The sequence below is a fragment of the uncultured Kluyvera sp. genome, from assembly GCF_902485085.1.
GTDB lineage: Bacteria > Pseudomonadota > Gammaproteobacteria > Enterobacterales > Enterobacteriaceae > Kluyvera > Kluyvera ascorbata.
Window position 1 is genome coordinate 25072 of sequence record NZ_CABTJS010000149.1, and the last position, 22710, is coordinate 47781.

The 22710-nt window shown below is 55.3% G+C and carries 24 protein-coding genes; 13 read left to right on the forward strand and 11 right to left on the reverse strand.

All coding sequences use genetic code 11. The annotated features are described in order from the left end of the window. Nucleotides 1–19 precede the first annotated feature (19 nt). The 10 genes from RDN66_RS18565 to rlmC all read left to right on the forward strand — a co-directional run bounded on the left by RDN66_RS18565 (nucleotide 20) and on the right by rlmC (nucleotide 8927). Complete coding sequence (locus tag RDN66_RS18565) at nucleotides 20–298, forward strand: DUF1418 family protein (RefSeq protein WP_115074616.1); 279 nt, start codon at nucleotides 20–22, stop codon at nucleotides 296–298. Further along, nucleotides 282–1004: an oxygen-insensitive NADPH nitroreductase gene (nfsA, locus tag RDN66_RS18570; RefSeq protein WP_202216158.1), complete on the forward strand. Its 723-nt coding sequence runs from the start codon at nucleotides 282–284 to the stop codon at nucleotides 1002–1004. Before RDN66_RS18565 ends, nfsA begins: the two co-directional genes overlap by 17 nt. A gap of 96 nt (nucleotides 1005–1100) precedes the next feature. Next, nucleotides 1101–2003, forward strand: a complete 903-nt coding sequence (gene rimK, locus RDN66_RS18575) for a 30S ribosomal protein S6--L-glutamate ligase (protein WP_115074617.1) — start codon at nucleotides 1101–1103, stop codon at nucleotides 2001–2003. 128 nt (nucleotides 2004–2131) lie between these two features. Beyond that, nucleotides 2132–2611 (forward strand): YbjN domain-containing protein, encoded by a 480-nt coding sequence (locus RDN66_RS18580; RefSeq protein ID WP_035894648.1) that lies wholly within the window; start codon nucleotides 2132–2134, stop codon nucleotides 2609–2611. A 406-nt stretch (nucleotides 2612–3017) separates the two neighbouring features. Then, on the forward strand, nucleotides 3018–4130 hold the full coding sequence (gene potF, locus RDN66_RS18585) for a spermidine/putrescine ABC transporter substrate-binding protein PotF (RefSeq protein ID WP_035894649.1): 1113 nt from the start codon (nucleotides 3018–3020) through the stop codon (nucleotides 4128–4130). A 141-nt stretch (nucleotides 4131–4271) separates the two neighbouring features. After that, nucleotides 4272–5405, forward strand: coding sequence for a putrescine ABC transporter ATP-binding subunit PotG (potG, locus tag RDN66_RS18590; protein ID WP_156105150.1), 1134 nt, complete (start codon nucleotides 4272–4274; stop codon nucleotides 5403–5405). Between the two features lie 10 nt (nucleotides 5406–5415). Continuing rightward, nucleotides 5416–6369, forward strand: a complete 954-nt coding sequence (potH, locus tag RDN66_RS18595) for a putrescine ABC transporter permease PotH (protein WP_308538101.1) — start codon at nucleotides 5416–5418, stop codon at nucleotides 6367–6369. Next, nucleotides 6366–7211: a putrescine ABC transporter permease PotI gene (gene potI / locus RDN66_RS18600; RefSeq protein WP_035894653.1), complete on the forward strand. Its 846-nt coding sequence runs from the start codon at nucleotides 6366–6368 to the stop codon at nucleotides 7209–7211. The genes potH and potI overlap by 4 nt, the downstream gene beginning before the upstream one ends. Before the next feature lie 60 nt (nucleotides 7212–7271). Then, on the forward strand, nucleotides 7272–7757 hold the full coding sequence (locus RDN66_RS18605; protein WP_035894654.1) for a YbjO family protein: 486 nt from the start codon (nucleotides 7272–7274) through the stop codon (nucleotides 7755–7757). 42 nt (nucleotides 7758–7799) lie between these two features. Then, on the forward strand, nucleotides 7800–8927 hold the full coding sequence (rlmC, locus tag RDN66_RS18610) for a 23S rRNA (uracil(747)-C(5))-methyltransferase RlmC (protein ID WP_202216155.1): 1128 nt from the start codon (nucleotides 7800–7802) through the stop codon (nucleotides 8925–8927). An 82-nt stretch (nucleotides 8928–9009) separates the two neighbouring features. Here rlmC and artJ read toward each other — a convergent pair whose 3' ends face one another. The 6 genes from artJ to RDN66_RS18640 form a co-directional block, all read right to left on the reverse strand. Continuing rightward, complete coding sequence (gene artJ, locus RDN66_RS18615; RefSeq protein ID WP_202216154.1) at nucleotides 9010–9741, reverse strand: arginine ABC transporter substrate-binding protein ArtJ; 732 nt, start codon at nucleotides 9739–9741, stop codon at nucleotides 9010–9012. Between the two features lie 175 nt (nucleotides 9742–9916). Continuing rightward, nucleotides 9917–10585 (reverse strand): arginine ABC transporter permease ArtM, encoded by a 669-nt coding sequence (gene artM / locus RDN66_RS18620; RefSeq protein ID WP_035894657.1) that lies wholly within the window; start codon nucleotides 10583–10585, stop codon nucleotides 9917–9919. After that, entirely contained in the window at nucleotides 10585–11301 is a 717-nt protein-coding gene (gene artQ / locus RDN66_RS18625; RefSeq protein WP_035894658.1) for an arginine ABC transporter permease ArtQ, read from the reverse strand. The genes artM and artQ overlap by 1 nt, the downstream gene beginning before the upstream one ends. Before the next feature lie 6 nt (nucleotides 11302–11307). Beyond that, nucleotides 11308–12039 carry an arginine ABC transporter substrate-binding protein ArtI gene (artI, locus tag RDN66_RS18630; RefSeq protein ID WP_035894660.1) on the reverse strand — a complete coding sequence of 244 codons (732 nt, stop codon included), beginning with the start codon at nucleotides 12037–12039 and terminating at the stop codon, nucleotides 11308–11310. A 17-nt stretch (nucleotides 12040–12056) separates the two neighbouring features. Further along, nucleotides 12057–12785 carry an arginine ABC transporter ATP-binding protein ArtP gene (gene artP / locus RDN66_RS18635; RefSeq protein ID WP_035894661.1) on the reverse strand — a complete coding sequence of 243 codons (729 nt, stop codon included), beginning with the start codon at nucleotides 12783–12785 and terminating at the stop codon, nucleotides 12057–12059. Nucleotides 12786–13096: 311 nt separating this feature from the next. Further along, nucleotides 13097–13612: a lipoprotein gene (locus RDN66_RS18640; RefSeq protein ID WP_202216153.1), complete on the reverse strand. Its 516-nt coding sequence runs from the start codon at nucleotides 13610–13612 to the stop codon at nucleotides 13097–13099. Nucleotides 13613–13782: 170 nt separating this feature from the next. Between RDN66_RS18640 and RDN66_RS18645 the strand changes: the two genes are divergently transcribed. Together RDN66_RS18645 and RDN66_RS18650 are read left to right on the forward strand one after the other, a co-directional pair. Next, nucleotides 13783–14106 (forward strand): heavy metal-binding domain-containing protein, encoded by a 324-nt coding sequence (locus tag RDN66_RS18645; protein WP_035894663.1) that lies wholly within the window; start codon nucleotides 13783–13785, stop codon nucleotides 14104–14106. Continuing rightward, nucleotides 14103–14939, forward strand: a complete 837-nt coding sequence (locus tag RDN66_RS18650; RefSeq protein WP_035894664.1) for an N-acetylmuramoyl-L-alanine amidase — start codon at nucleotides 14103–14105, stop codon at nucleotides 14937–14939. The genes RDN66_RS18645 and RDN66_RS18650 overlap by 4 nt, the downstream gene beginning before the upstream one ends. A gap of 3 nt (nucleotides 14940–14942) precedes the next feature. Here RDN66_RS18650 and RDN66_RS18655 read toward each other — a convergent pair whose 3' ends face one another. The 4 genes from RDN66_RS18655 to poxB all read right to left on the reverse strand — a co-directional run bounded on the left by RDN66_RS18655 (nucleotide 14943) and on the right by poxB (nucleotide 20254). After that, entirely contained in the window at nucleotides 14943–15956 is a 1014-nt protein-coding gene (locus RDN66_RS18655) for an NAD(P)-dependent oxidoreductase (protein ID WP_035894678.1), read from the reverse strand. Between the two features lie 87 nt (nucleotides 15957–16043). Beyond that, nucleotides 16044–17486: a DUF2867 domain-containing protein gene (locus RDN66_RS18660; protein ID WP_035894665.1), complete on the reverse strand. Its 1443-nt coding sequence runs from the start codon at nucleotides 17484–17486 to the stop codon at nucleotides 16044–16046. A gap of 10 nt (nucleotides 17487–17496) precedes the next feature. Then, a complete protein-coding gene (gene ltaE, locus RDN66_RS18665; protein ID WP_308538102.1) occupies nucleotides 17497–18498 on the reverse strand; it encodes a low-specificity L-threonine aldolase in 1002 nt (333 codons plus the stop codon). A gap of 37 nt (nucleotides 18499–18535) precedes the next feature. Beyond that, nucleotides 18536–20254, reverse strand: coding sequence for a ubiquinone-dependent pyruvate dehydrogenase (poxB, locus tag RDN66_RS18670; protein ID WP_202216151.1), 1719 nt, complete (start codon nucleotides 20252–20254; stop codon nucleotides 18536–18538). 152 nt (nucleotides 20255–20406) lie between these two features. Between poxB and RDN66_RS18675 the strand changes: the two genes are divergently transcribed. After that, on the forward strand, nucleotides 20407–20841 hold the full coding sequence (locus RDN66_RS18675) for a DoxX family protein (protein WP_035894668.1): 435 nt from the start codon (nucleotides 20407–20409) through the stop codon (nucleotides 20839–20841). A 59-nt stretch (nucleotides 20842–20900) separates the two neighbouring features. Here RDN66_RS18675 and RDN66_RS18680 read toward each other — a convergent pair whose 3' ends face one another. Continuing rightward, nucleotides 20901–22517, reverse strand: coding sequence for an FAD-NAD(P)-binding protein (locus tag RDN66_RS18680; RefSeq protein WP_202216150.1), 1617 nt, complete (start codon nucleotides 22515–22517; stop codon nucleotides 20901–20903). Nucleotides 22518–22710: the final 193 nt, after the last annotated feature.

The following is a 22710-nucleotide window of genomic DNA, read 5'->3' on the forward strand; positions in this document are numbered from 1 at the left end:
GATTCACAGGAGGAGAAGCATGCGTTCGCTTGGAGCACTACCCAAAAGCGTTTTAATTCTGGAGACCATTGGCATGGTTGTACTGGCGGTGGCGTGGCTATCGCTCAATCAGTACATCACCCTGCCCGCGCCGTTTGCCAGCCAACTGGCTGCGGTGGTGATGATCTTTATCGGAATTGCGCTGATGCTGCCTGCGGCTGGCGTGCTCTTTTGGGGAGTAGCCCGTGCCGTTGCGCCACAGCTGATGAATCCTGGCCTGCCGCGAGATAAGGAAAAAAAAGATGACTCCGACCATTGAGGTTCTGCTTAACCATCGCTCAATTCGTCAGTTTACCGGCGAGCCGATAAGCGACGAACAGCGCAGCGCGATTATCGCCAGCGCCCAGGCCACCTCTAGCTCCAGCTTTTTACAATGCAGCTCGATTATTCGCATCACCGATAGCGACAAGCGCAAACAGCTGGTTGCTCTGACCGGCGGGCAGGAGCACGTTGCCCAGGCCGCTGAGTTCTGGGTGTTTTGCGCCGATTTTAACCGCCATCTGCAGATTTGCCCTGAGGCGCAGTTGGGCCTGGCGGAGCAGTTGCTGCTTGGCGTGGTGGATACCTCGCTGATGGCGCAAAACGCGCTGACCGCTGCGGAATCGCTGGGATTAGGCGGCGTCTATATTGGCGGCCTGCGCAACAATATTGCGCAGGTGACCGAACTGCTGAAGCTGCCAAAGCATGTACTGCCGCTATTTGGCCTGTGCCTTGGCTGGCCTGCCAGCCATCCGGATCTCAAGCCGCGCCTGCCCGCCGCGCTGGTGGTGCATGAAAATCACTATCAGCCGATGGACCCTGAAGTGCTGGCGCAGTACGACGAAGAACTTGCGCAGTACTATTTATCGCGCAGCACCAACGCGCGCCGTGATACCTGGAGCGACCATATTCGCCGTACGCTTATCAAAGAAAGTCGCCCGTTTATTCTTGATTACCTGCACCAGCAGGGGTTTGCTACGCGCTGATTCATTACTGAATCTGTGTCAGGGCTCAATCCCCCGTGAATGCGAAAAGCGTATGATACGCCGGTTTTTTTAGCGGCATTTTTGGAGAGGTAAAGGGTGAAAATTGCCATATTGTCCCGGGATGGAACGCTCTTTTCGTGTAAGCGTCTGCGCGAAGCCGCCCAGCGTCGCGGCCATATTGTTGAAGTGCTGGACCCGCTGTCTTGCTACATGAACGTCGACCCGGCAGCATCGTCGATTCACTACAAAGGTCGACAATTACCGCACTACGACGCGGTGATCCCGCGGATTGGCTCGGCGATTACCTACTACGGCATGGCAACCCTGCGTCAGTTCGAGATGCTGGGCAGCTACCCGCTCAATGAATCGGTAGCGATTACCCGCGCTCGCGATAAGCTGCGCTCGCTGCAGCTTCTGGCGCGTCAGGGCATCGACCTGCCGGTGACCGGCATTGCCCATTCACCGGATGACACCAGCGACCTTATCGATATGGTCGGCGGTGCGCCGCTGGTGGTCAAACTGGTAGAAGGCACTCAGGGGATTGGCGTGGTACTTGCCGAAACGCGGCAGGCGGCGGAAAGCGTGATTGATGCGTTTCGTGGGCTGAACGCGCATATCCTGGTGCAGGAGTATATCGAAGAGGCCAAAGGGCGCGACATTCGCTGCCTGGTGGTTGGCAATGAAGTGGTCGCCTCGATTGAACGCCGGGCGAAATCAGGCGATTTTCGCTCTAACCTGCACCGTGGTGGCGTGGCGACAGTCGCCGAGATCACGCCGGCTGAACGGACGATAGCCATTAAGGCGGCGCAAACGCTCGGCCTGGATGTCGCAGGGGTAGATATTCTGCGCGCCAACCGCGGCCCGCTGGTAATGGAAGTCAATGCATCGCCGGGGCTGGAAGGGGTTGAGACCACCACCGGCATCGATATTGCCGGAAAAATGATCGAATGGATTGAGCGTCAGGCACACCCTGGTTTTTGTCTGAAAATCGGCGGATAGCGCGCTTTCATGGTATGTGACACCTTTTTTGCGTAAGCTATGCGCTACTCTCGTACTGATACCGGGCTGCTGCCCGGTCATTTGTTTGTCTGGAATGTTTTACTTTACCGCATGAGGTCATAGGCAATATGGATTCTCTCGTCGTCCCGAGTCTGGATACGTTACGTCAGTGGCTCGACGAAATGGGCATGAGCTTTTTTGAGTGCGACACCTGTCAGGCGCTGCACCTGCCGCATATGCAAAATTTTGAAGGCGTCTTCGATGCCAAAATTGATCTCATTGATAACGTCGTGCTTTTCTCGGCGCTGGCTGAGGTCAAGCCATCCGCGCTGCTGGCGCTGGGGGCCGATCTCTCCGCTATCAACGCCAGTTCGCTGACGGTGAAGGCGTTTCTCGATATGCAGGATGATAATCTGCCAAAGCTGGTGGTTTGCCAGTCTTTATCCGTCGGCGTAGGGGTGACTTTCGAACAGTTCGCCGCGTTCGCGACGCAGAGCGAAGAGCAGGTGTCGATGGTGATCCTCGAGGCAAACGCGCATCAGCTGCTCTATAAGCCGGAAGACGAAGAGCAGCCGCCGGAAGATATTCAATACCATTTTCTTCACTAACCATCCCCGTGAATTAACGCAGTCACTGCCATAGTGGCTGCGTATTACCTGCTTTTATTCTGCATTTAACCTATTTTTAAAGATTCATTCACTACCTGATTGCCCCTTTTGGCTTATCAGATAGAGTGATCTTGCATAAAAAATTGATAAAAGGCGTTTTTTACACTGACCTATAGCCTCCGGTGCGGGCTACAGTTATTCTTGCGACATATCGATGCCCCCCCTATTTATTGCTGGCAATTTCCTTTGTTGGCGAGGTTCTTGCATTGATAAAGCGAGCAATGACTGCAGGGGAGCCCGGTCTCTTCTCTTTCATGCAGTACGAAAAAATATGCATGATTTCTGCATACTCTAAATTGCGTATATTTGGCCCGTTTGTTAACGGGCGATAAGAAGGATAAGAGATATGGCCGCCTTAAATAAAAAATGGTTAACAGGTCTGGTGACAGGGGCGCTGATGGTCGCCTCGGCAAGCGTGCTCGCTGCGGAACAAAAAACGCTGCATATCTATAACTGGTCTGACTATATCGCGCCGGACACCGTAGCGAATTTTGAAAAAGAGACCGGGATTAAAGTTGTCTATGACGTGTTTGATTCCAACGAAGTGCTGGAAGGCAAACTGATGGCGGGCAGCACCGGTTTTGACCTGGTGGTACCGTCGGCAAGCTTCCTGGAGCGTCAGCTCACCGCCGGTGTGTTCCAGCCGCTCGATAAGAGCAAACTGCCAAACTGGAAAAACCTCGACCCCGACGTGCTGAAGCTGGTGGCTAAACACGACCCGGACAACAAATACGCGATGCCTTACCTGTGGGCGACGACCGGTATCGGCTATAACGTCGACAAGGTCAAAGCCGTACTGGGCAAAGATGTGCCGCTGAACAGCTGGGATCTGGTGATGAAGCCGGAAAACCTGGAGAAGCTGAAAAGCTGCGGCGTCTCTTTCCTCGATGCACCAGAAGAAATCTTCGCGACCGTGCTTAACTACTTAGGCAAAGATCCGAACAGCACCAAGGCCGATGACTACACCGGCCCGGCGACCGATCTGCTGCTGAAACTGCGTCCTAACATTCGCTACTTCCACTCTTCTCAGTACATTAACGACCTGGCAAACGGCGATATCTGCGTCGCTATCGGCTGGGCCGGTGATGTGTGGCAGGCGGCAAATCGCGCGAAAGAAGCGAAAAATGGCGTGAATGTTTCCTACTTCATTCCGAAAGAGGGCGCACTGGCGTTCTTTGATGTCTTTGCGATGCCAGCCGATGCGAAGAATAAAGACGAAGCCTACCAGTTCCTTAACTATCTGATGCGTCCGGATGTGATTGCTCATATCAGCGACCACGTGTTTTATGCGAACGGCAACAAAGCGTCAACGCCGTTGGTGAGCGCTGAAATTCGTGACAACCCGGCAATTTATCCGCCAGCGGATGTCTTCTCCAAGCTGTTTACGCTGAAGGTCCAGGATCCAAAAATCGACCGCGTAAGAACGCGTGCGTGGACCAAAGTGAAAAGCGGGAAATAATTCATTCACTCATTATGTGATGAATATGCACCGGGGCAGTGCATCTGCCCCAATCTGGACACCGGCTCTACGGTCGGTGTCCAGAGGTTGATATGACAACCGGGTCATATCGATATTTGTATTTTGCCGGAGAGCACCAGATTGAACGACGCTATTCCCCGCCCACAGGCGAAAACCCGCAAAGCGCTTACCCCGCTGCTGGAAATCCGTAACCTGACCAAATCTTTCGACGGCCAGCACGCCGTAGACGACGTTAACCTCACCATTTATAAAGGCGAAATTTTTGCGCTGCTGGGCGCTTCCGGCTGTGGTAAATCAACCCTGCTGCGTATGCTGGCGGGCTTTGAGCAGCCTACTGCCGGGCAGATTATGCTGGACGGCGTCGACCTGGCGCACGTGCCGCCTTATCTGCGCCCGATTAACATGATGTTCCAGTCCTATGCGCTTTTCCCGCATATGACGGTGGAGCAGAATATCGCTTTCGGTCTCAAGCAGGACAAACTGCCGAAAGCTGAAATTACCGCCCGCGTTGCTGAAATGCTGGCGCTGGTGCATATGCAGGAATTTGCCAAGCGTAAACCGCATCAGCTTTCCGGCGGACAGCGTCAGCGCGTGGCACTGGCCCGCAGTCTGGCGAAACGCCCTAAGCTGCTACTGCTGGATGAGCCAATGGGCGCGCTGGACAAAAAGCTGCGCGACCGTATGCAGCTGGAAGTGGTCGATATTCTGGAGCGCGTCGGCGTGACCTGCGTGATGGTGACCCATGACCAGGAAGAGGCGATGACCATGGCCGGGCGTATCGCCATTATGAACCGCGGTAAGTTTGTGCAGATTGGCGAGCCGGAAGAGATTTACGAGCACCCAACCACACGCTACAGCGCTGAGTTTATCGGCTCGGTCAACGTCTTCGAGGGGCTGCTGAAGTCGCGCGAGGACGATGGTCTGGTGATTGACTCTCCGGGGCTGGTTCACCCGCTGAAAGTGGACCCGGATGCCTCAGTTGTCGACAACGTGCCGGTGTACGTTGCGCTGCGCCCGGAAAAAATCATGCTCTGCGAAGAGCCGCCTGCGGACGGTTATAACTTTGCTGTCGGCGAAGTGGTGCATATTGCCTATCTGGGCGATCTCTCCATTTACCACGTGCGGCTCCAGAGCGGGCAGATGATCAGCGCCCAGTTGCAGAACGCCCATCGCTACCAGAAAGGATTACCCACCTGGGGTGACGAGGTGCGTCTGTGCTGGGATGCCGATAGCTGCGTGGTGTTGACGGTTTAAGGAGGGGGCTATGAGTACGTTTGAACCACCGGCCGGCCCGCGTAAACCGGGCGGCTTCGTGCTGTGGCTGGCGCGCATCAATATGAAACACGGGCGCAAGCTGGTTATCGCTATGCCGTACGTGTGGCTGATTTTGCTGTTCCTGCTGCCATTCCTGATTGTTTTTAAAATCAGCCTGGCGGAGATGGCGCGCGCGATCCCGCCGTATACCGATCTGATGGAGTGGGCCGACGGTCAGCTCACCGTTGCGCTGAACTTCGGTAACTTCCTGCAGCTTACCGACGATCCGCTTTACTTTGAGGCCTATCTGCAATCATTGCAGGTGGCGGGGATCTCGACTCTCTGCTGTTTGCTGCTCGGCTACCCATTGGCGTGGGCGGTGGCGCACAGTAAACCGTCAACGCGCAATATTTTGCTGCTGCTGGTGATTCTGCCGTCATGGACCTCGTTCTTAATCCGCGTTTATGCGTGGATGGGGATCCTGAAAAATAACGGCATTCTGAATAACTTCCTGATGTGGTTAGGCGTTATCGATCAGCCGCTGACGATTTTGCATACCAACCTGGCGGTTTATATTGGCATTGTGTACGCCTATCTGCCGTTTATGGTGCTGCCAATCTATACCGCGCTGACTCGCATCGACTATTCGCTGGTGGAAGCCTCTCTGGATCTGGGCGCTCGCCCGCTGAAAACTTTCTTCAGCGTAATTGTGCCGCTCACCAAAGGCGGGATTATTGCCGGGTCGATGCTGGTATTTATCCCGGCGGTTGGGGAGTTTGTGATTCCGGAACTGCTGGGCGGCCCGGACAGCATTATGATCGGCCGCGTGCTGTGGCAGGAGTTCTTTAACAACCGCGACTGGCCGGTAGCCTCGGCGGTGGCGATTGTCATGCTGTTGCTGCTGATCGTGCCGATCATGTGGTTCCATAAACATCAGCAAAAACAGATGGGAGACCACGGATGAACAACCTGCCTGTCGTAAGATCGCCGTGGCGCATTCTGATCCTGGTGATTGGCTTTACCTTCCTCTATGCACCGATGCTGATGCTGGTGGTCTATTCGTTTAACAGCTCGAAGCTGGTCACCGTCTGGGCGGGTTGGTCGACGCGCTGGTACGGCGAGCTGTTCCGCGATGATGCAATGATGAGCGCCGTGGGGCTCAGCCTGACGATTGCGGCCTGTGCGGCGACCATGGCGGCCATCCTCGGTACCATTGCTGCCGTGGTGATGGTGCGCTTTGGCCGTTTCCGCGGGTCCACTGGCTTTGCCTTTATGATAACGGCGCCGCTGGTTATGCCAGATGTCATCACCGGGCTGTCGCTGCTGCTGCTATTTGTTGCGCTGGGTCACGCGATTGGCTGGCCTGCCGACCGTGGCATGCTGACCATCTGGCTGGCGCATGTGACCTTCTGTACGGCTTACGTGGCGGTGGTGATCTCCTCGCGCCTGCGTGAACTTGACCGTTCGATTGAAGAGGCGGCGATGGATCTTGGTGCGACGCCGCTGAAGGTCTTTTTCATCATTACGCTGCCGATGATCATGCCCGCCGTGGTCTCTGGCTGGCTGCTTGCCTTCACGCTGTCGCTCGACGATCTGGTGATTGCTAGCTTTGTCTCGGGCCCGGGGGCGACAACGCTGCCGATGCTGGTCTTCTCCAGCGTGCGTATGGGGGTGAATCCGGAGATTAACGCGCTGGCAACGCTTATCCTCGGCGTAGTCGGAATTGTCGGATTTATCGCCTGGTATCTGATGGCGCGCGCAGAAAAACAACGGGTACGCGATATCCAACGTGCAAGACGCGGATAATCCTCTTAAAATCGATACGGATATGTAGTCGATGCCGCGAGCGTTCGCGGCATCGTTTTCATGGAAGGCAATACATTGGATCTGTTTACTCGAAGCCGTTCGCATGCTCGCCTGAATGTTCCTGCAGTGGTGCAGGTGGCGGCGCTCGCCATTATTTTAATCCGCTGTCTCGACCTGATTATGATAATCAACCTGCTCGGGCTACACGGCATTGGCGAGTTTATTCATCGCAGCGTACAAACCTGGACGCTGACGCTGGTTTTTCTCAGTAGCCTGGTGCTGGTTTTTGTTGAGATAGGCTGCGCGTTTTCGCTCGTAAAAGGGCGTAACTGGGCGCGCTGGGTCTATCTGTTGACGCAGGTGATTGCTGCCAGCTATCTGTGGGCCGCATCCTTGGGTTATGGTTATCCCGAGCTGTTCAGCATCGCGGGCGAATCAAAGCGGGAGATTTTCCGCTCGCTGGTAATGCAAAAAATGCCGGACCTGCTGGTTTTATGCCTGCTTTTTGTGCCCGCAGCCTCCCGACGATTTTTCCGCTTACAATAACGGTGATACAATCCACGCCCCCGATTTTCTCAAGGTCTTTCTATGCAGTGCGCACTTTATGATGCCCATCGTTGCCGTTCCTGTCAGTGGATTGAGCAGCCGATAGACGAGCAGCTTACGGCCAAAATGGCCGATCTCCAGAGTTTGCTGGTGGATTTTTCCGTTAACGCTTGGTGCGCACCGGTATCCGGCCCGGAACAGGGTTTTCGTAATAAAGCCAAAATGGTGGTCAGCGGTAGCGTAGAACGCCCGCTACTCGGCATGCTGCACCGCGACGGTACGCCGGAAGACTTAACCGACTGCCCGCTTTATCCTGATGCGTTTGCTCCGGTCTTTGCCGCGCTGAAGCCGTTTATTGCCCGTGCGGGTTTAACGCCTTATAACGTGGCGCGCAAGCGCGGCGAGCTTAAATATCTGCTGCTTACCGAAAGCCAGCTGGACGGCGGCATGATGCTGCGTTTCGTTCTGCGCTCACAAGCCAAGCTGGACCAGCTTCGCGCGGCGCTGCCGTGGCTACAGGCGCAGTTGCCGCAGTTAAAGGTGATTACCGCCAATATCCAGCCGGTACATATGGCGATTATGGAAGGCGAGCAGGAAATTTTCTTTACCGAGCAACAGGCGCTGGCGGAAAGCTTTAACGACGTGCCGCTGTGGATCCGTCCGCAGAGCTTCTTCCAGACCAACCCGACGGTGGCGAGCGCGCTGTATGCGACCGCGCGCGATTGGGTGAGGGCGCTGCCGGTTAACCATATGTGGGATCTGTTCTGCGGCGTGGGTGGTTTTGGTCTGCACTGCGCTACGCCGGAAATGACGCTGACCGGTATTGAAATTGCGCCGGAAGCTATCGCCTGTGCTAAGCAGTCGGCGGCGGCGCTGGGCTTGGAAAAGCTTCATTTCCAGGCGCTGGACTCGACCCAGTTTGCTACCGCTCAGGCTGATATTCCTCAACTGGTGCTGGTCAATCCGCCGCGTCGCGGCATTGGCAAGGCGCTGTGTGACTATTTAAGCGAGATGGCACCGGAATTCATTATCTATTCCAGCTGTAATGCGCAGACGATGGCGAAGGATTTTGCCCATTTGGCAGGGTATCGCGTAGAGAAGGTGCAGCTGTTTGATATGTTCCCGCACACGGCGCATTACGAGGTATTGACGCTGTTGGTGCGGAGATAGCCCCGGCGGCGCTTAGCTTGGCCGGGCTACGGATGAGCTTTATGTAGCCCGGGCGAGCGTTAGCGACCCTGGGAACGGCTGATTATTCAGCAAACCACTTATCGTTAATCTTCTGATAGGTACCGTCAGCTTTAATCGCTTTCAGCGCGCCGTTCAGTTTTTCCAGCAGCGCTTTGTTGTCTGGACGTACCGCAATCCCCAGACCAATGCCGAAGTACTGTGGGTCGGTCACTTTCTCAGTGGCGGCACCCAGCTGCGGGTTGGTTTTCAGCCATTCGTTCACCACCGCGGTATCACCAAACACGCCGTCGATACGGCCATTTTTCAGGTCGATAATCGCGTTCTGGTAGCTGTCATAGGCCACGGTTTTCACTTCCGGGTGCTTATCCATCAGGTATTTCTGGTGGGTCGTGCCGTTTTCCATCCCGATACGTTTACCCTTCAGATCGTCAAAGGTTTTGAACTCGCCTTTTTTAGCAATCACCAGCGCCGAGTTAGCGTAGTAGGCATCGGTAAAGGCAACCTGTTTGCTACGCTCAGGAGTGATATCCATACCGGAGATAACTGCGTCGTATTTCTTAAATTTCAGCGCCGGGATCAGGCTATCGAACGCATGGTTGGTGAACGTACATTCAGCCTGCATCTGCTTACAGAGCGCGTTAGCGAGATCGATATCAAAGCCGACAATCTGGTTGTTGGCATCCATGGATTCAAATGGCGGGTAGGTGGCGGAAACGCCAAAACTAATTTTATCTGCGGCCTGGGCGCCTACGGCGACGGTGGCAAGTAAGGCGGCCAATACTAATTTTTTCATGGATGAGCTCCTGTCTGTCTCGCTTATTGGGTGCTGCCCTGCGTGTGGCATGGAGCTACAATGCCACCTTGTGAATTTATATGCAATATATTTGATTAAATATTTTATGGCTTGCGAAAAAAAACGGATAGGCCAATGGCTTATCCGTTTTTTGCAAACGCAGTTTATGCAGAAGCTAGTCGCGACGCTCGAAGGCCAACGCTTTGCGCTCGATTAAACGCATCATCAGCGTCAGCAGGCCGTTAACGACCAGATAAACCAGCCCGGCAGCGCCGAAAACCATCACGTCGTAGGTGCGCCCGTAGAGCAGCTGACCGTGGCCCATGACTTCCATCAGCGTGATGGTGTAGGCCAGAGACGTACTCTTAAACACCAGCACCACTTCGTTGGAATAGGAAGAGAGCGCGCGTTTAAAGGCGTAGGGCAGCAGAATGGCCAGCGTATCTTTCTTACTCATCCCCAGCGCGTTACAGGACTGCCACTGGCCTTCCGGAATGGCTCGAATGGCTCCGAAGAACAGCTGAGTGGTGTAGGCGGCGCTGTTCAGCGACAGAGCAATCAGCGCGCACAGCCACGGCTCAGAGAGCAGGTGCCATAGCACCGGATAGTTCTGCAGCGTCGGGAACTGGCCCGGGCCGTAGTAGATGAGGAAGATTTGCACCAGCAGTGGCGTACCGGTGAACAGCGTAATGTAGCCGCGAACCACCCATACCAGCACCGGCGTTTTCAGCGTCAGGATGATGGTGAAAATCAGCGCAAGCACCAGCGCCACCAGGATGGAGGCCACGGTCAGCGTCAGGCTGGTGTGCAGCCCTTTCATCAGTTCCGGTAAATACTCGAGCATCAGCCTGGTCTCCGTTCAAAGCGAGTGGTACGCAGGTCAATGCGTTTGAGAATGTACTGGCTGAGTAGCGTAATCACCAGGTAGATAGCCGCCGCCACGATATACCAGGTAAACGGCTCCTGGGTGCGGGTGGCGATACTCTTGGTTTGCAGCATCAGATCGTTCACGCTAATCAGCGATACCAGCGCGGTATCTTTCAGCAGTACCAGCCACTGGTTGCCGAGGCCCGGCAGCGCGTGTCGCCACATCTGCGGCATAACCAGACGGAAGAAGATTGCGCTTTTCGACATCCCCAGCGCCTGGCCGGACTCCCACTGACCCGCTGGCACCGCTTTCAGCGCGCCGCGCAGGGTCTGCGAAGCGTAGGCGGAGTAGAGCAGGGAGAGGGCAATGACGCCGCACAGGAACGGGCTGACGTCGAAGTTTTCGATCTGCATCTGCACGGGAATCTGTACGAAACCGAGGTTGATATTAAAACCGTCGGACAGCGTCAGCAGCAGCTGCGAAGAGCCGAAGTAGATAAACAGCACCACCAGAATTTCCGGCAGGCCGCGCAGCACGGTAACCAGCGCGGAGCCGAGCCATGCGATAGGGCGCCATTTAACTGACTCCCATACCGCAAAGAACATCGCCAGCGCGAGACCGATTATCAGTGCACAAACGGCAAGGCCGACGGTCATGCCGGCGGCGCTTGCTAAAGGAAACATTTCGTTCATCAAGTCTTACTTCTGGAACCATTTAGCGTAGATGGTTTCGTAAGTGCCATCTTTCTTCACTTTTTCCAGCGCAGCGTTGAATTTCTGCTGCAGCTCGGTGTTGCCCTGACGGACAGCAATACCCAGGCCGGTACCGAAGTAGCCTTTATCGGTCACTTTATCGCCGACGGCGGCCAGCTTGTCGTTGGCTTTCAGCCATTCGGTAACGACAGCGGTGTCACCAAAGACCGCATCAATACGCCCGTTTTGCAGATCCAGCTTGGCGTTCTGATAGCTGTCGTAAGGGACGGTAGTGATTTCCGGATGTTTATCCATGATGAATTTCTGGTGCGTGGTACCGTTCTGCACGCCGACTTTTTTGCCTTTCAGCTGGTCGATGCTGGTGAATTTACCCTTCACGCCAACGAACAACGCGGAGTTGTCGTAGTACGGAGTGGTGAACAGTACCTGCTTTTCACGCTCAGGGGTGATATCCATACCGGCCATGACCGCGTCAATACGACGGAATTTCAGGCTTGGGATCAGGCTATCGAAAGACTGGTTGCTGAAGGTACAGGTCGCGTCGATCTCTTTACAAAGGGCGTTAGCCAGATCCACATCGAAGCCGACGATCTTATTGTTGGCATCCATGGATTCAAACGGAGGGTAAGAAGCTTCGGTCGCGAAACGGATAGTTTGAGCGGCGGCAGCGGAGAGGCTGACGCTAGCAAGCAGCGCGGCAATCAGTACTTTTTTCATCGTCATTGTCCTGAATCTCAGTGAGAAAGATAACTTCTAAATGCATCAGTCTGTGGGCTGTTAAAGCAGCTTGCATCGCCTTGTTCGACGATATAACCGTTTTCCATGTACACCACGCGGCTGGCCGTTTTACGCGCCACTTCCACTTCGTGGGTGACGATAACCTGGGTAATGTTGGTTTCAGCCAGTTCATGAATGATGCTGACTATCTGGGCGGTGATTTCCGGGTCAAGGGCGGCGGTTGGTTCATCAAACAGCAGAACCTGCGGCTCCATCATCAGCGCACGTGCAATGGCTACGCGCTGCTGTTGGCCGCCGGAAAGGTGCAGCGGATAACGGTCGCTGAACGGCTTGAGGCGTAAACGCTCCAGCAGTTTTTCCGCACGCGCCATCGCCTGGTCTTTGCTCAAGCCCAGCACGCGGCACGGTGCTTCAATCAGGTTTTGTACTACTGTCAGGTGAGGCCAGAGATTGTACTGCTGGAAAACCATGCCCACGTTTTGACGCAGTTCGCGAATGGCTTTGTCTGACGGGGTTTTAGCAAAATCGAAGTGGTTACCCGCAATCGCCAGAGTACCGGATTTCGGCATTTCCAGCAGATTCAGCACGCGCAGGAGTGAGCTTTTACCTGCACCACTTGGGCCAAGCAGTACCAGCGTTTCGCCCTCAGGGCATTGCAGCGTGATGTCGAACAGCGCTTGATGCGCGCCATAAAAGCAGTTAATGCCGTCTAATTTAATGCTCATTGATACCCGTCACGAATGTGTTGTTCTCGCCCTGGAAAGGCCAGGTGCATGCTCTGCTGTCGTTTTTGGATTTCTCCGCTGAAGGTATCAGCCCATAGAGAATTATCAGCAATTGAGGCCGCAAATAGTACCTTTGACAGAATAGTTATGCAATATTTGTGCGTTAAAACTTAAATATAAACCAACTTTTCTTTTAAAGTTAGCACAAAATAACGGTCGGGGTGGGCGCGGGGTATAAATGTCGGCATTCCACGGGGAATGCCAGACATTTTGCCGGGATAAGGCATTTGACAGAATTACGTTACAATTTATTAACGTTTTTCAAGAGATTGACGCAAAGTACCTGCCGGTGCGTGGGTATTGTTGCCAAGGTAGCGCACGTCATCAACGGCCCAGCAGCTGCCTTCGCGGATCATCAGCACTTCATCTTTCCAGCTCTGAGTCCCCTGTTTTAACTCAACGCGCAGCGGGATATTACGGGCGTCGGTATTCGGGATGGTCGATGCGCTAGCCACGTCAGCGCTGCCAGGCGTCGTTGCGCTGCTGGAGAACGGGTTAGACTGTAGCAACGCACGTTTGTCGGGATCCTGACTGCTATCGCTCAGTAGTTTCGCCAGACCGTCGCTCAGGTAAGGGCGAAGGGCGGTGAAATCAGTGCTGTGGTGCTGTATCTGGTAGTCGTAAAACTTCTGAGCGACGGCGTCTGGCCCGCCCTCTACGCACTGTCCCATACGGGTTCCGGTATCTTTGTAGGCCGGGGTTACGGTGGTACAGGCGCTTAATAGCAGTGCTGCGGGAAGAAGAAGTGCAAGGTTGGTGTAACGCATAGTGATTCCTTGTTAGCAGTCTCAACATTCATCGCCCATATGCCGCCATGCAGCGGGCGCGATTTATGTATACGATAATGGAGTATTCCCTTTTCAAGCATAGCGTATCGGTCCGATAATGCGTTTAGCGCAGAGAGCTAAGGCATTGAACGTTAACGAAGGAGCAGTCCATGCAATTTTCTACGACCCCCACCCTTGAAGGGCAACCGATTACTGAATACTGCGGTGTGGTCACCGGCGAGGCGATTTTAGGGGCCAATATTTTCCGCGATTTTTTTGCCGGCATTCGTGACATCGTCGGCGGCCGTTCTGGTGCTTATGAAAAAGAGCTGCGTTCGGCGCGAGAAATTGCGTTCAAGGAGATGGGCGAGCAGGCCAAAGCGCTGGGTGCCGATGCGGTGGTCGGGATTGATATTGATTATGAAACCGTCGGCAAAGACAGCAGTATGCTAATGGTGAGCGTGAGCGGTACGGCGGTCAAAACGCGCCGATGAAACGCTTACTCACCGTGGTGGTGCTGGCAATGGTGCTGGCGGGCTGTGCTGGAGAAGACAAAAAGGCCGTCGTTGAAAAGCAAAATTATGTGCTGGATACCAGCCAGTCATCGCCGCAGGCGTATCCGCGCGTTAAAGAGCTGGTGATTCATTACACGGCGGATGATTTTGATGTCTCGCTCGCGACGTTAATCGGCCAGCAGGTGAGCGTGCATTACCTGATTCCGGCAGTACCACCGCTGCTGCACGGCAAGCCGAAAATCTGGCAACTGGTGCCCGAGTCGAAGCTCGCCTGGCATGCGGGCATCAGCTTCTGGCGCGGCGCAACGCGCATCAACGATACTTCTATCGGCATTGAGCTTGAGAACCGCGGCTGGCAGAAAGCCGACGGCGCCAAGTTCTTCACGCCGTTTGAACCGGCGCAGATCCAGGCGCTGGTGCCGCTGGCGAAAGATATCATCAAGCGCTACAACATTGAGCCGCAGAACGTGGTTGCTCACTCCGACATTGCGCCGCAGCGTAAAGACGATCCGGGGCCGCTGTTCCCCTGGAAGTCGCTGGCGCAGCAGGGGATTGGCGCATGGCCGGATGAAAATCGGGTGGCGTTCTACCTGAACGGGCGCTCACCTAACGCGCCGGTGGCGACGAATAATCTGCTCGACCTGCTGGCGCGATATGGTTATGAGGTGAAACCGGGGATGACCAGAATGCAGCAAATCAGGGTAATTGCCGCCTTCCAGATGCACTTCCGCCCGACGCGCTATGACGGCGTTGCCGACGCAGAAAGCCTGGCGATTGCTGAGGCGCTGTTGGAGAAATACGGCCAGGGCTAAGCCCTAGCGCGGCAGTTTACCGTGATCTTCCAGCCAGGCGGCGGTACGCACAATACCGTCGTCTAATGAGACAATGGGTTCATAGCCCAGCTCTTCGCGAGCGCGGCTGATATCCAGCGTAAAATCGAAGTTCAGCTTTGAAACGCCGTAGTGGGTGAGCGAAGGTTCTTTCGCTTTTTTATCACCAAAGCGCTCCATGCTGCGGGCAATCATATCCAGCATTGGATAAGGGACTGAGCGGATGCGGCAGGGGATATCCAGTTCGTCAATCAAACGCTCTACGATGCTGCGCAGGGTGCGCGGTTCACCGTTGGTGATGTTGTAGGCGCGGCCGGAAGGCAGGTCGTCACAGCGCGGCTGGCTGGCGAGCCACATGGCGTGAACCGCATTCTCGTAGTAGGTCATATCCACCATCGCATGGCCGCCGCGCGGCAACAGCACGCTGCCGTAGTGGTGCATCATCTGCGCCAGACGCGGAATAAACACTTTATCGTGGGGACCAAAGACGCTCTGCGGACGAAGAATAGTGAAGCGGGTATTCGGGTTGGCCTGTGCCAGCAGCTGGATCACCTCTTCGCTTGCCGCTTTGCTGCGGGCAAACTCGTTGGCGAAACGGTGAGGGCGGAAATCTTCGGTAATATCGCGATGGTGATGGTAGTCAAAGTACAGCGACGGCGAAGAGATGTGGATGAAGTTGCGTACGCCCCACGCGACGGCCCATTCGCCAAGACGGCGGGTGGCACGAACGTTGGCTAAGTCGAAGGCGGCCTGGGTGCCCCACGGTGAGGTGAAGCTGGAGCAGTGCCACAGCGTGTCAACGCCCGCCAGCATCACTTTTGCCTGGGAGGAAACCAGTTCAGTCAGGTCAGCATGGACGAACTCCGCGCCCATTTTCTCCAGCAGTTTGCCCATCGCTTCGTTGCGACCGCTCGCTCTGACGCTGATGCCTCTGCTACGCAGATATTCAACCGCGTTTCTGCCTAACCCGCTGGTGGCGCCGGTGACCAGTACCTTCATAATCATCCACAGTGTTAAAAAAGAGTTTCGTGCGCATTCTTCCGTTTATTTCACTTGTATGCAATGGGAAACTAAGACGAAAAAGGGTTATTGCGCACTTTTTCCTGTCGCTTCTTCTGCCAGACGGGTAATACGCCGCGCCATTCCCCGGAAGATAAACAGATGCGCCGGGATCATCAACAGCCAGTAGAGTAATCCTGGCATACCGTGCGGATGCCACCAGGCGCGTACGTCAAGTTCACGATGCGTGCCTTTATCGACCATGGTAAAGCTTAGACGACCGAGGCCGGGTGCTTTCATGCCGAACAGTAAAGTGAGCGCTTTTTCAGGTTCTACGATGATGACCTTCCAGCTGTCGACGGTATCACCCACCTGCAACATCGCTCGTTCCGGGCGGCCTTTGGCGAGTCGGTGTCCGACCAGCAGGTCCATCGCCGCGCGCGTTTTCCACAGCACGTTTCCGAAGAAGTAGCCCTCTTTACCGCCCAGACGGTTTACCACCTGCCACAGCGCAGAAAGGCTTGCCGATGTTTGAACCGTAAAACCGGCCTGCTTGGCAAAAAAACCGTACTCGGGCCGCCAGCGCGCAAAAGCCTGCGCGTCGTAACCCCAGTCGCTGGAGTTGGCGAGCTTTTTTTCTTCTTCCAGTGTGCGACGAACCGCTTCATCGAAGGGGATCAGTTGCTGAGGGATCAGCGCACGTAGCGTGCGATCGTCCGCGAGCAGATCGTGCTTCAGTCCCTGGATCAGCGCTTTGGCGATTGTGGGTGGCACGGACGTAATCACATTTAAGAACCATACCGAGATCCAACTGGTGGGCAGCGGAATGGGGATAAGCGGCCGATGGCGACCGCTGACCGCCATGAAATGTTCAAACTGCTGCTGATAGGTCAGTTCTTCCGGGCCTGCGGCTTCAAATACACGGTGTTCTGGTGACGGATGGTTTAACAGTTCGACCAGGTAGAACAGCAAGTTTTCCAGTGCGATAGGGGTCGTGCGTGAACGCACCCAGCGCGGTGGGGTGAGCACCGGTAGGTTATAGACCATGTCGCGCATCACCTCAAAAGCGGCAGAGCCCGCGCCGACGATGATCCCGGCCCGAAGTTCGCTGACAGGGACTTCTGCGCTGCGCAGAATATCCGCCGTGAGCTGGCGAGCGCGCAGGTGCGGTGACTGTTCATGCTCCGGTGCTTGCAGCGAGCTTAAGAAGATCAGCTGTTTTACCGGGGTTATTAGAAGCGCGTCGCGTACGTTTTCCGCCACGCGGCGCTCGTGCTTAATAAAGTCCTTACTCTCGCCCATACCGTGCACCAGGTAGTAGACGGTATCGACGCCGTTGAGCAGTCGTGCGACATCGGTGGTTTTTTCCAGGTCGACCGAATAGCAGGTCACGCCCGGAAGCTGTAGCTTTTGCAGCCGCTCAATGCGACGTGCCACCGCCCGCACGGTATACCCGCGCTGGCTTAATTCAGACACCAGGTGCTGGCCGATATAGCCGCTGGCACCAAAAACCAGAATAGTACGTGGCACGTCAGCCTCCTTAACGGGCTAAAAAGGCTTTCCAGTGTGAGACAACGTCTTCGAGCTGCTGACGATTAACGTCCAGATGAGTGACCAGGCGCACGATAGGCGAGGCGTTAAGCAATACGCCGCGTGCTTTCATAAACTCGCCCAGCGCTGCGGCGTGAGCGTCGCCGACGCGCACAAACAGCATGTTGGTGTCGTGGCGCATAACATCTGCGCCAATTTCACGCAGCTGCGCGGCAAGCCATGCGGCGTTGTCGTGGTCGTCTTGCAGGCGCGCAACGTTATTTTTCAGCGCATACAGCCCGGCGGCTGCCAGAATACCTGCCTGACGCATACCGCCGCCGGTCATTTTGCGCCAGCGGTTAGCACGTTTGATGTAGTCATGGTTGCCGACCAGCAGTGAACCGACCGGCGTGCCGAGGCCTTTTGAAAGACAAATGGTGAAAGAATCGCAGTATTGGGCAATGTCTTTCAGCTCGCAGCCGTAGCTGACCAGGGCGTTGAAGATACGTGCGCCGTCTACGTGAAGAGCCAGGCCACGCTCGCGGGTAAATTCCCACGCCTCTTTCAGGTAGGCCTGCGGCAGCACTTTACCGTTGTGGGTGTTTTCGATGCTCAGGAGTTTGGTACGCGCAAAGTGGATATCGTCGGCTTTAATTTTTGCCGCGACTTTATCGAGCGGCAGCGTACCGTCTGAAGCGGCATCAATCGGCTGCGGCTGAATGCTACCCAGCACCGCCGCGCCGCCTGCCTCGTAGAGATAGTTATGCGCACCCTGGCCGACGATATACTCTTCGCCGCGCTCGCAATGGCTTAGCAGGGCAACCAGGTTGGCCTGGGTGCCGGTAGGGAGAAACAGCGCCGCCTCTTTGCCAGAAAGCTCGGCGGCGTATTGTTGAAGGGCGTTAACGGTAGGGTCGTCGCCATAAACGTCGTCACCGACCGGCGCGGCCATCATCTCTTCCAGCATGGCGCGCGTCGGGCGGGTTACGGTATCACTGCGTAGGTCGATCACGGCATTTCCTTTTTAACTCAGAATAATGCCTCCATTTTTACCTGAGCCAGTTGGTTTTCGCCAGTTCGATTACTTCATCCCCGCGTCCGTTAATGATGGCACGCAGCATATACAGGCTGAAACCTTTGGCCTGCTCAAGTTTAACCTGCGGTGGAATTGCCAGTTCTTCTTTCGCGACAACCACGTCGACCAGCACCGGACCATCGATGCTGAAGGCGCGTTGCAGGGCGGCATCGATGTCATCGGATTTCTCGACGCGAATACCGGTTATCCCGCAGGCTTCAGCAATGCGGGCAAAGTTGGTGTCGCCAAGCTCCGTACCGTCGGTGAGATAACCCCCGGCTTTCATCTCCATCGCCACAAAGCCCAGTATGCTGTTGTTAAAGACCACAATTTTCACCGGCAGCTTCATTTGCACGACCGAGAGGAAATCGCCCATCAGCATGCTGAAACCGCCATCGCCGCACATCGCCACGACCTGACGTCCGGGTTCAGTAGCTTGCGCGCCTAGCGCCTGCGGCATCGCGTTAGCCATGGAGCCGTGGTTAAACGACCCGAGAAGGCGGCGTTTGCCGTTCATTTGCAGGTAGCGCGCGGCCCATACGGTTGGCGTGCCCACGTCGCAGGTGAAGATGGCATCTTCAGCGGCAAAGTGGCTGATTTGCTGCGCCAGATACTGCGGGTGGATGACCTTATCGCTCGGCTTGGCTAAATCGTCTAATCCTTTGCGCGCGCTGTGATAGTGCTCCAGCGCTTTATCGAGGAAGCTACGATCGCTTTTCTCTTCTAACAGCGGCAGCAGCGCCGCCAGCGTGGCTTTCACATCGCCCACTAACGCCATATCCACTTTGCTGTGCGCGCCGATGCTGGCCGGGTTAATGTCTATCTGGATGATGGTGCTTTCGGTCGGGTAGAACGGGCGGTAGGGGAACTGGGTACCGAGCAGGATCAGCGTGTCGGCGTTCATCATGGCGTGGAAACCGGATGAGAAACCGATAAGCCCGGTCATGCCGACATCATACGGGTTGTCATATTCCACGTGCTCTTTGCCACGCAGCGCGTGAACGATAGGGGACTTGAGCTTACCGGCAAATGCGGTCAGCTCTTCATGCGCTCCCGCACAACCGCTGCCGCACAGCAGGGTAATATTACGCGAAGACTTGAGCTTCTCGGCCAGCTTCTCCAGCTCGCTTTGTGGCGGTGTGACGATAGGATGAGGCGCTGGGTACCAGTTTGTGCTGGCGCTTTCTGGCGCGGCCTTCAGCGCGACATCGCCAGGCAGAACCACCACAGACACGCCGCGGTTCAGCACCGCTTTGCGCATCGCAATGGCCAGCACCTGCGGGATTTGTTCCGGCGTAGACACCAGTTCACAGTAGTGGCTGCATTCGCGGAACAGCTCCTGTGGATGGGTTTCCTGGAAGTAGCCGCTGCCGATTTCACTCGACGGAATATGCGCGGCAATGGCAAGCACCGGTACGTGGTTGCGGTGGCAGTCAAAAAGTCCGTTGATGAGGTGCAGGTTTCCCGGCCCGCAGGAACCGGCACATACAGCCAGTTCGCCGGTGAGCTGTGCCTCCGCGCCAGCGGCGAAAGCGGCCACCTCTTCATGTCGTGTCGGCATCCACTCAATGGTGCCCATTCGGTTCAGGCTGTCACTAAGGCCGTTGAGCGAATCGCCCGTCACGCCCCAGATTCGTTTCACTCCTGCTTGTTCTAATGTTTTCGCAATGTAGTTGGCTACGGTTTGTTTCATGGTTTTCCATCTCCGGAATTGTGATACCGGTTACAAGTTTAGATGAAACTCGTCGTTTCGCTGGAAATATACCCTTATTTTCGGCGGGTATATTTAGTAAATGAGAAGCAGTACCGTAGATGTTCTACAGGGATAAACAGGGAAAAATTAAAATGATTATAAAATTGCTCCAGGCAGTAAACCGCGCGTTGTCGCACGAAGATTTCGGCAAATTATTACTGCGTTTTGTCGTGGGGGGGCTGATGCTGTTCCACGGGCTGCACAAGCTGTTTGGCGGGGTTGATGGCATCAGCGCCATGCTGGTGGCAAAAGGGCTGCCGGGCTTTATCGCCTATGGCGTGCTGGTGGGTGAGGTGGTGGCGCCTATCTTGCTGATCCTCGGCGTGCTGACGCGCCCGGCGGCGCTGGTGTTAGCGTTTACCATGGTGGTCGCATGGCTGATGGTCGGGTTGGGTGAGACCGGTGCGCTGGATAAAACCGGTGCATGGGCAATTGAGAGCCTGGTGTACTTCTTCGTTGCGGCGCTGGCAATTGCGTTTCTCGGCGCGGGGAAATATGCGCTGGGCGGGAAGTCAGCCTGGCAGTAGCCGCTCTTTAAAAACATCATGCAGAGGCGAGTTCGCTCGCCTCTGTCTAAAAAACAACGTTAATCATCTTCATCACTCAACCACCGTTTTTTCCGTCGTCTGACCGCATGTTGCATCAGCGCATTGCTCATTGCTGCGCCAATCTCCGCGCTGACCACCAGGCCCTGAATAAACGGACGGTCGTGCATTAACCACGGCAGCCCACCGAAGGCAATGCGTCCACGGGCATCCTCCGGCGCTTGCAGCGTATAATCTTCGCCGATATCCGGGATGTCATCACCACAGGCGAGAAGCTGGTTGCGCAAGGTGGGGAAAGGGATATCTTTGCTTTTCAATGCGTTCTGCCCACGAGCATCAATAAACACATCAAATTCATGGCGCTGGTTGCCGTGAGAAATAACCGTCTTGTCCCGATCATTCTTGCGTTCATAATCTGCCCCTAACGCCACTATCTCAATCAGCCCGGCATCGTGCAGCGCCAGCACCCGACGAATGGACTCAGAAGGAATGGCAGCATAGTTATCGATGAACACCCGCGATAGCCCGCGTTTGAACCGTGCGCGGTCAGTCTCATCGAGATACGGCACGATATCTTCGATAACCTCATGTAGCCGCAGCAGGGTATAGCGCCATGCCACGGTGTGCTGCTGCTGTTTGTTGCGCTCAACTTCCTGCAGGTTAAGCCTCGCCCAGTCAAATGGATCGTGGTGAATGCGGTCGGCAAAACAGGCGTCAGAGAACGTATCGGCGGTGAGCGCTTCGAGGCATATTTGCTCGCTCCATTGCGGAGCCGCTTCCTGCAACTGCTTCACGATAAGTTCAAAGATGCGGTCCAGGAGTCCGTTTTGACCTTGTGCAATAGTGCGCTCAATGGTGTCTACGGTGGCGATAGTCAGCGGCTCATAGGGAAGAGGACAGTAAAAATCAGCCTCTGGCAGCACACCGGTGCGAGACATCAGGGTCAGCTTCAGGTTTTGGCTGCCCGGTTTGCGTGTAAAGCGAATTGCGCCATCCGTATCGGTAATGAAGCTTCCATGTTGGCACACCACGGCGACCGCCGCGTCGATAGCGCTTAGGGAGGTGCCCAGAATGCCTACCCGACAGGCGTTAATTTGCGCGTCCATCAGGCCGGTCCACGGGCTGGGGAAATATTGACGTGGCGACGGACTCGTTCCAGGCCACAGATGGCCGGTGGCGACGGCGGCAAAATCGACATCAACGGGCTGCGATGAGTGGTTTATCCACAGTGAGACCCCTTCCGGGTTCGCACGTAGATCGGTGACTTCGCTGGATTCATTTACGGAAACCTCAAAGCCCAATCCCTGAGCCTTGTCGACAAGGGCTAAAAAGCGATCGTGATAATAGTCGCCGAGGATCACGCGTGGCAAAAACTGTCGCTCGTGGAGAGCGGTACGTTCTACGCCAAATTGCGCGAGGTAATCATCGCTTTGGTTTTGTAGCCACGTCAGATAGGTGATTTCAATGGGGGGGATCTCAATACTGGCGATGTTTGCCAGCATATGTTCAGAGTTGTTTTCGTTGTTGTAGGGCATACCGACGCCCGCCTGTTCGGCTTTCTCATAGAGCAGTACTGCCAGCGGTTCACCACGTTCTACCAGCGCATGAAAGGTGTAGATCCCGGTGGGGCCGACGCCGACGATAGCGACTTTTTTCATGGGGCTCCTTTTTGAAACGCTTGACGGAGGGTCGGGGGTATTGACTCGTTTGTGAATAATTTATATCTGCTTCATGCACACATTGCAGACAACCTTCTCAATATACACAACACGCAAATCACTATCCTTTTCTCACAAGCAAAAAAAAAGCCATCCGTTTTTACCGGATGGCTTTTTTACATCATAGCGCAGT